Source organism: Propioniciclava sp., assembly GCF_036744435.1.
Lineage (GTDB): Bacteria > Actinomycetota > Actinomycetes > Propionibacteriales > Propionibacteriaceae > Propioniciclava.
In genome coordinates this window covers 1-7,160 of record NZ_DAIOIA010000143.1, presented here as the reverse complement: position 1 = coordinate 7,160, position 7,160 = coordinate 1, and the positions used below count along the sequence as shown (strand labels likewise).

Genomic DNA, 7,160 nt, shown 5'->3' with positions numbered 1-7,160 from the left:
AGCCGGCTCGGCTCACCGGCCGGGGGCCGGACCGGCGCGGGGTGATCCGCGCGGATGTCGGCGGGAGCGGTGGTCTGCGTCATGCAGCCAGGGTTGAGGCGGTTCCTGTGTGCACGCTGTGCGTCACCCAAGACGGCGCCCTGACCTGTCCTCGCGAGGTGCGACGATAGGGGCGTGTTCCCCGACATCTGGGGCGCGTTGATCGCGTCATTGCAGTTGGTGGGCGACGTCCTGCGTCAGGACGCCGACCTGCCCGGCCACCTCGGCAGCGTGGACCTGTTCTGGTCCTCGGTCGGGGTGGCCGCCTTGGCGTTGCTGTCGATCGGCGTCGGACAGAGCGGAGTGTTGTTCCTCAACCGGGTGCGCGGCGTCCGGGCGGTCGTCTCCGGCGGGCTGGCGCTGGCCCTGCTCATCGGGCTGCGGCTCATGGAGGCGCTGGTGACGTGGGGGGTCGCGCTGGCCGTGACGCGGCGTCCCCTCCCCCTGATGACGATCCTGACGGTGTTCCTGCTGTCCCTGGCCCCGCACGTGTTCAACGCACTCACGTTCCTGCCGTTCGTCGGCCTGGGGATCGCCCGGGTGCTCGAACTGTGGTCGTTTCTGGTCTTGTTCGTGCTGCTGGGCGCGGCCTACGCGTTGCCCGGCTGGCTGGCACTGCTGATCGCCTTGTCGGGCTGGCTACTGATGCAGTTGCTGGCCCGGCTGCTGGCCGCGCCACTGGGCTGGGTGTCGTCACGGCTGTGGACGCTGGCCACGGGCGAGCCGGTCATCGTGACGGGGGCGAACATCCTCACCGGCGGGCCCTTCGTGCCGGTCGCCGCCTCGGCACCCGGCCACGGCGATCCCGAGCCCGCCGCCGGGGGACGCGCATGATCTGGTGGTTGCTGGGTGCCCTGGTCGCCCTCCTGGTCGTGTTCGCGCTGCTCGCCCCGCTGGAGTCGCTGCGCTGGTGGTCCTCTCAGGGGGCCGTGCAGGCCCGTCGGACCCTGGCGCTGACATCCGCGGACGCGCCTGGCGATGCGGCGGCCTCACGTCAGCTAACGGTCGCCGGGGAGCAGCCGGACCGGTACGTGGTCTACCTGTCCGGGATCGGGGTCGTCGACGGCGAGGGCATCTCGATGCGGGAGCAGGCGGTGTGGCATCGGGTCGAGCACGACCTGCCGCGCGTCCGCGTCATCGCCGGTGTGTTCCCGTACGCCGCCAACGACCTCAGCCTGCTGCAGCGAGCCACCTCAGGCCTGTGGACGTGGCTCAACAAGCGCCGCCGCGTCCGTCGCGAAAGCCTGGCCCCGTACCTGATCAATCTGCGCAACGTGCTCCAGGTGCTGGTCTCGGCCGACCCCCGCTACGGTCCCACCTTCAACGCTGGGCTGGCGCTCGCGATCTGGGACGCGTTGCGGCAGCACGGTTACGTGCCGGGCAGTCGCGTCCCCGTGACGCTGGTCGGGTTCAGCGGGGGCGGCCAGATGGCGGTCGGGGCGGCGTCCATGCTGTCGCTGCTGGGCGTCCCGGTGAGCGCGGTCTCCATCGGGGGCGTGTTCAACGCCGACCCGGGCTTCGACCACCTGCAGCACTTCTGGGACATTCGCGGTGGTCGCGACCGGCTTCGCCTGCTCGGGCCGCTCGTCTTCCCCGGGCGCTGGCCCTTCACCCCGAGTTCGCCGTGGCATCGCGCCATGAAGGACGGCCGGGTCACGATCTACGACGGTGGTCCTGTCGTGCACGAGGGCCGCAACAGCTACTTCGAAGGTCGTCGGGTCGGCAGCGACGGGGTCATGCCTGCCGACCGGCTCGTCGGCATCCTCAACGCGATCCTCGGCACGCCCGTCCCGCAGGCGCCCTTACCGCCCCCCTGCGATCGCGTCCCGGCCCAAGCGACCACGCGTCCCTGACTCGCCGAGGACTGAGCTTCAACCCGCCGAGGACTGACCCTCCGCGCGCCGAGGACTGAGGCCCAGAGTGTCGAGGACTGAGGCGCGACCTGGCCGTCAGTGCTGCACGGGGTTCAAAGGCAGCACCGTGCGCGGCTTGGGGCTGGGGATCAGCGGCTCCCGCTTGGGAACGTGCGCGCAGAACGGCTCCTCCGCCAGATAGTCGCCCGTCATGGCGTAGGCGCGGGCCCGGGAACCACCGCAGGCGTCCCGGTAGCCGCACACCCCGCACTTGCCCTTGAGCTGAGTGCGGTCCCGCAGCGCCTGGAACACGGGCGAGTTGCGGTAGATCTCGATGATGTCATCGTCGCGGATGTTGCCCGCGGACACCGGCAGGAAGCCGGAGGGGTACACGTCGCCGACGTGAGAGATGAAGACGAAGCCGTCGCCATCGTTGACGTTGCGGGCCCGCCCGATGCCGTCGGACTGCGAGTAGTGCATGCCCCGGGTCATCACCTCGGTGACATCCTCGTCGGCGCCCTCGCGCACCTCCGCGCGCTTGCGCTGCATCACGACCCGCGAATACTGCGGGGCCGCGGTCGCCTTGATGTCGAAGGGAGCCGTCTTGGACAGATCGTAGAGCTGGTGGAACACGTCCTCGAACTCGTCGGCCGACGCCACGTCCTCGGCCTTGGCCCGACCCATCGGAACGAGGAAGAACACCTCCCAGAACACGACGCCGAGCGTCGTCATCAGCTCGGTCATGGCGTGCATGTCGTCGATGTTCGCCTTGCGGATCACCGTGTTGACCTGCGTCGACAGGCCCACCTCCTGGGCCTCCCGCAGGACTCGCAGCCCGTGGTCGAAGGACCCCTTGACCTGGCGGAACTCGTCGTGGATCGCGGCGTTGGAACCATCCAAGGAGATCGCCACCCGCGTCAGGCCGACGTCACGGAGCTGGATCAGCAACTCCTTGGTGGCCAGCGAGGTGGTGGCGGGCGTGATGCCCATCCGCATGCCCAGCTTGGCCCCGTACTCGACCAGTTCGACGATGTCGGGACGCTTGAAGCAGTCGCCCCCGGAGAACACGAACACGATGGGCCCGAACTCGCGCAGCCGCTTCATCATCGCCTTCGCCTCGGCGGTGGTGAGCTCGCGATCGTCGCGCAGCGGCTGGGCGCTGGCCCGGCAGTGCTTACAGGCCAGATCGCACGCCTGCGTCGTCTCCCAAATGGCGATGAAGGGCGCGGAGTTGAAGTCGAGGTGGCGCCGCGACGGCGCCGAATGCGGATGCCCACCCCCGGGATGCCCGCCAGGATGTCCGCCGCGGGCTCCCGGGTGGCCGCCGGGGTGGCCAGGTCGGGCGGCGTCCGCAGGGCGATCAACGAGGTCGGTCATGCCCTCGACATTACTACGACAATGAGTAGTAAACCCGGCGCCCGTACACTTGCCCCGGTGAAACGGCGAGCATTCCTGGCGGGCGGGGGTGCGCTGCTGCTCGCAGGCTGCACCAGCACCCCGACCCCCGCCACCACCCCCGACGCGTCCGCCACCGCCGCCACCGCGGAGCCGACCCCCAGCCCGACGCCCGAGGCGTCCACGAAGACCCCTGCCACTCCCCCACCAGACGAGCGGAGCGGCGAGGGACTGGCCGTCCCCTACGAGGTCGACGGGATCATCGTCGTCAGCCCCGCCCATCGCGTCTCCGCCGCCTACGTGCCCGCCTGGGCCGAGCGCCCCAACGGCCTGCACCCCGACGCCGCCGCGGGGTTCACCGCCCTCGCCGCCGCCGCCCAGGCCGACGGGCTCGCGCTGAGCCTGCGCTCGGGCTACCGCAGCTATGCCACCCAGAAGGCCAGCTTCGAGCGCGCGCTGCGCACCTACCCTGAAGAGACCGCCCGCCGCTACTACGCCGAGCCGGGCGCGTCCGAGCATCAGACCGGCCTGTCGCTGGACGCCTGGGACGGCAGCAACCGGGGCTCCGCTTTCGCCCGGACGCCGCAGGCCGCATGGTTGGCCGCTCACGCGACGACGCACGGCTTCATCGTTCGCTACCCGCAGGACAAGACGACGATCACCGGCTACGCGTGGGAGTCGTGGCACCTGCGCTGGGTGGGCACCGAGGTGAGTGCCGCGTTCGCCCCCGACCCCTCGTTGACGCTGGAGGAGTTTCTCGGGCTAGCCTGAGGCATGGACGTCGACCGACTCATCAGCGACACCGGCCAGCGGCTGCGTGTGCGCGGCGAACGCATGACTCCTGTCCGGCGCGCCGTCTTAGTGTGCCTGGCTGAGCGCCCCGACGCGGTCCGCGGCACCGACATCGTCGCCGACGCCACCGCGTCCGACCCGGGGTTGACCGCCGAGGGAGTGGCGCACGCGCTGGCGACCTTCGAGTCGATGGGCGTCATCACCCGCCACGGCGAGGGGGACGCCGCCCGCTACCAGCTCCATCCCGCCGCCTGCGCCGGGGCTGGGGCTCCCCGGCCGATCCTCGACGTCCCCCTCGTGACGATCTACGAGGAGTACGGCGCGGGCGCCGAAGCCATCGGCAAGCGGGTGGCGCGGCTGCTCGGCGTCCCGTTCATCGGCCAGTCGGTCAGCTCGGAGACCTTCGAGGCGGCCGCGCAACGCGATGCGGTGGAGGCGAACTTCTTCGAACGCTTCCTGCGGTCGTTCACGCCCATGCCGACCGACACGGACCTGGTGTGGGATCTCGCCTCACGCACCGATCACGAGATCGTGTCGGAGAACACCGAATCTCTGCTGTGGCTCGCCGCCGAGGGGGCCGTGATCGTGGGCCGCAACGCGACGAAGATCCTGCACCGCGAACCCCAGGCGCTGCACGTGAAGCTCACCGGTCCGGTGGAGGCTCGGGTGGCATACGCGTCCGCCAAGTCCGGGATCCCGCTCGATCAGGCACGCCGGCGGCAGGAGCGCGAGGACCGCGTCCGGGCGGATCTGGCACGTCGGCTGTACCGCTGGGACCCGACCCAATCGGAGCTGTTCGACCTGACGATCAACACTGCGTCCTTCACCGACGCGCACGCCGCCGACCTGATCGTGTCGGCCTTCCGGTTCGCCGTCGCGGACTTTCCCCAGGCCCCTGGCATCGGGGACTGACCGACGCATCCGGCGCGGGGACACTGCGGGCAGCACCAGCCGTCCTGGTTCCAGAGACCCCGGAACCAGGACGGCCAGGTCAGTCCTGCAGGACGGCGGCGATGGACTCGCTGACGTAGGCGATGTTGTCGTCGTTCAGGGCCGCCACGCAGATCCGGCCGGTGTCGGTGCCGTAGACGGCGAACTCGGCACGCAGACGGTGCATCTGCTCTTTGGTGAGTCCCGAGAAGCTGAACATGCCGACCTGATCGGTGATGTACTCCCGGCCCTCGACGCCCGCGGCCACCAGCCCTGCGACCAGGGCGGTGCGCATCTGCTTGATCCGGTCCCGCATCTGCCCCAGCTCCGCGACCCACTGGGCGCGCAGCTCAGGATCGCCGAGCACCGTCTCCACGATGGCGGCACCATGGGTGGGCGGGTTGGAGTAGTTGGTGCGGATCACGATCTTGAGCTGCGAGAGGACGCGGGCAGCTTCTGCGGCGTCCGCGCACACCACCGACAGCGCCCCCACGCGCTCGCCGTACAGCGAGAAGCTCTTGCTGAACGAGGTGGACACCAGGAACGAATCGACCCGCTCGGCGAACGCTCGGACGACGGCACCATCTTCCTCGATGCCCTGGCTGAAACCCTGATAGGCCATGTCGAGGAATGCGGTCAGGCGGCCCTCGACGACGGCCTCGATCACGCGCTGCCAGTCGGCGGGCGCCAGATCGTAACCGGTCGGGTTGTGACAGCAGGCATGCAGCACGACGATGGTGCCGGGCGCCGCCGCCCGCAGGTCGGCGATCATGCCGTCCAGGTCGACGCCCTTGGCCTCGGCGTCGTAGTAGCGGTACTTCTCGACGGTGAACCCGGCGCGGGTGAACAGCGCCTGGTGGTTCTCCCAGCTCGGGTTGGAGATGAGGACCGTGGCGTCCGGGGACACCTGCCGCAGCAGGTCGGCGCCCAGCTTGAGCGCACCCGTGCCGCCAAGAGCCTGCGCCGTGATGACGCGGCCCTGCTCCAGCAGCGGGAAACCCGCCCCGAAGACCAGTTCCTTTACCTCGGTGTCGTAGGTGGGGAGTCCGTCGATGGCCAGGTAACCCTTCGCCTTCGGCGAGGCCGCCATGCGCTGCTCGGCGGTCTCGACGCACGCCAGGAGCGGAAGCTTGCCGGAGGCGTCCTGGTAGACGCCGACGCCCAAGTTCACCTTCTTCGGGTTGGTGTCGGCCTTGAACTGCTCGGTCAGCCCGAGGATGGCGTCCGGCGGGGCCTGCTCTACCCCAGAGAACAGCGACATGGGAAGTCCACCTTTCCGTTTCGCCCAGCCTATCGGCCGTCCATCCAGTGGGGCCGGCATTGACCACGCGCAGCGAGACGCCGGGCTAGGGTGGGCTGGGCCAACCCCGTTCACAGCAAGGACGCCATGGAACGCCCACCGACATCCAACGTTTCGGTCGACGCCCTGACGCTTCGATTCAACGCCGCGACCCGCACCGTCGAGTTCGCCGTCGCCCGGCGCGAGGTCGACCCCTACGCGGGACGCCTGGCGCTGCCCGGCGTGACCCTCTGGGAGGGGGAGCGTCTCGCCGATGCCGCGGTGCGCGCCGTCGCCCGCAAACTCGGGCTGTCGTTGCGGGATCAGGGTCAGCTCACCGTGTTCGACGAGCCCGCGCGTGACCCGCGCGGAGCGACCCTGTCGGTGGTGCTGTGGGCCGTCGCCGAGGACGGCGAGGCGGCCCCGGGGGTGGAGTGGCACACCTTCGACGACGTCCCGCCGCTGGCCTTCGACCACAATCAGATGATCGACTTCGGGCGTCCGCTGCTGGTGGATCGGCTATGGCGCAACGAGGCGTTCACGCGGGCCCTCACGGGTCCGGCGTTCCCGGTGTCGACCGCGGTGGCGATCACCCACTCCCTGACCGGGGCGGCGCCCGACCGCGGAAACCTGAACCGACGGTTGGCGGCGATCGCGGGGCTGCAGGTCAGCGACCGCAAGGTCGTCCTGGGTCGCGGACGTCCGGGATCACTGTGGCAGTGGCGCGACGAGGCCGACATCCCCACCTTTCCCCCGCCGGCACCCTTCGCCCCACCTCCCGCCGAGGACTGAGGCTAGGTCCGCCGAGGACTGAGGCTAGGTCCGCCGAGGACTGGGGTTTCTGTCGCCGAGGACTGAGGCTAAACGCGTCG

The 7,160-nt window shown here is 70.1% G+C and carries 7 protein-coding genes; 5 read left to right on the top strand and 2 right to left on the bottom strand.

From position 1 onward, the window contains the following. Positions 1–174: 174 nt before the first annotated feature. Complete coding sequence (locus V7E09_RS13720) at positions 175–873, top strand: hypothetical protein (RefSeq protein ID WP_324523552.1); 699 nt, start codon at positions 175–177, stop codon at positions 871–873. Next, on the top strand, positions 870–1,892 hold the full coding sequence (locus V7E09_RS13715; RefSeq protein ID WP_324523551.1) for a hypothetical protein: 1,023 nt from the start codon (positions 870–872) through the stop codon (positions 1,890–1,892). Before V7E09_RS13720 ends, V7E09_RS13715 begins: the two co-directional genes overlap by 4 nt. Before the next feature lie 96 nt (positions 1,893–1,988). On the opposite strand, the gene V7E09_RS13710 is transcribed toward V7E09_RS13715, so the two are convergent. After that, entirely contained in the window at positions 1,989–3,269 is a 1,281-nt protein-coding gene (locus tag V7E09_RS13710; RefSeq protein WP_324511551.1) for a TIGR04053 family radical SAM/SPASM domain-containing protein, read from the bottom strand. Between the two features lie 57 nt (positions 3,270–3,326). Here V7E09_RS13710 and V7E09_RS13705 point away from each other — a divergent pair, with 57 nt between their 5' ends. Beyond that, positions 3,327–4,058 (top strand): M15 family metallopeptidase, encoded by a 732-nt coding sequence (locus V7E09_RS13705; protein ID WP_324511550.1) that lies wholly within the window; start codon positions 3,327–3,329, stop codon positions 4,056–4,058. Between the two features lie 3 nt (positions 4,059–4,061). Beyond that, positions 4,062–4,991 carry a cytidylate kinase family protein gene (locus tag V7E09_RS13700; protein WP_324511549.1) on the top strand — a complete coding sequence of 310 codons (930 nt, stop codon included), beginning with the start codon at positions 4,062–4,064 and terminating at the stop codon, positions 4,989–4,991. A 79-nt stretch (positions 4,992–5,070) separates the two neighbouring features. On the opposite strand, the gene V7E09_RS13695 is transcribed toward V7E09_RS13700, so the two are convergent. Next, the gene (locus tag V7E09_RS13695) at positions 5,071–6,270 is read right to left on the bottom strand and encodes an amino acid aminotransferase (protein WP_324511548.1); all 1,200 of its coding nucleotides are present in this window, start codon (positions 6,268–6,270) and stop codon (positions 5,071–5,073) included. Positions 6,271–6,396: 126 nt separating this feature from the next. On the opposite strand from V7E09_RS13695, the gene V7E09_RS13690 reads away from it, so the two are divergent. Next, positions 6,397–7,080 (top strand): NUDIX domain-containing protein, encoded by a 684-nt coding sequence (locus tag V7E09_RS13690; protein WP_324523550.1) that lies wholly within the window; start codon positions 6,397–6,399, stop codon positions 7,078–7,080. Positions 7,081–7,160: the final 80 nt, after the last annotated feature.

Coding starts and splice junctions, on each gene's coding strand:
- V7E09_RS13715 (WP_324523551.1), top strand. CDS start 870: ATGATCTGGTGGTTGCTGGGTGCCCTGGTCGCCCTCCTGGTCGTGTTC.
- V7E09_RS13710 (WP_324511551.1), bottom strand. CDS start 3,269: ATGACCGACCTCGTTGATCGCCCTGCGGACGCCGCCCGACCTGGCCAC.
- V7E09_RS13700 (WP_324511549.1), top strand. CDS start 4,062: ATGGACGTCGACCGACTCATCAGCGACACCGGCCAGCGGCTGCGTGTG.
- V7E09_RS13695 (WP_324511548.1), bottom strand. CDS start 6,270: ATGTCGCTGTTCTCTGGGGTAGAGCAGGCCCCGCCGGACGCCATCCTC.
- V7E09_RS13690 (WP_324523550.1), top strand. CDS start 6,397: ATGGAACGCCCACCGACATCCAACGTTTCGGTCGACGCCCTGACGCTT.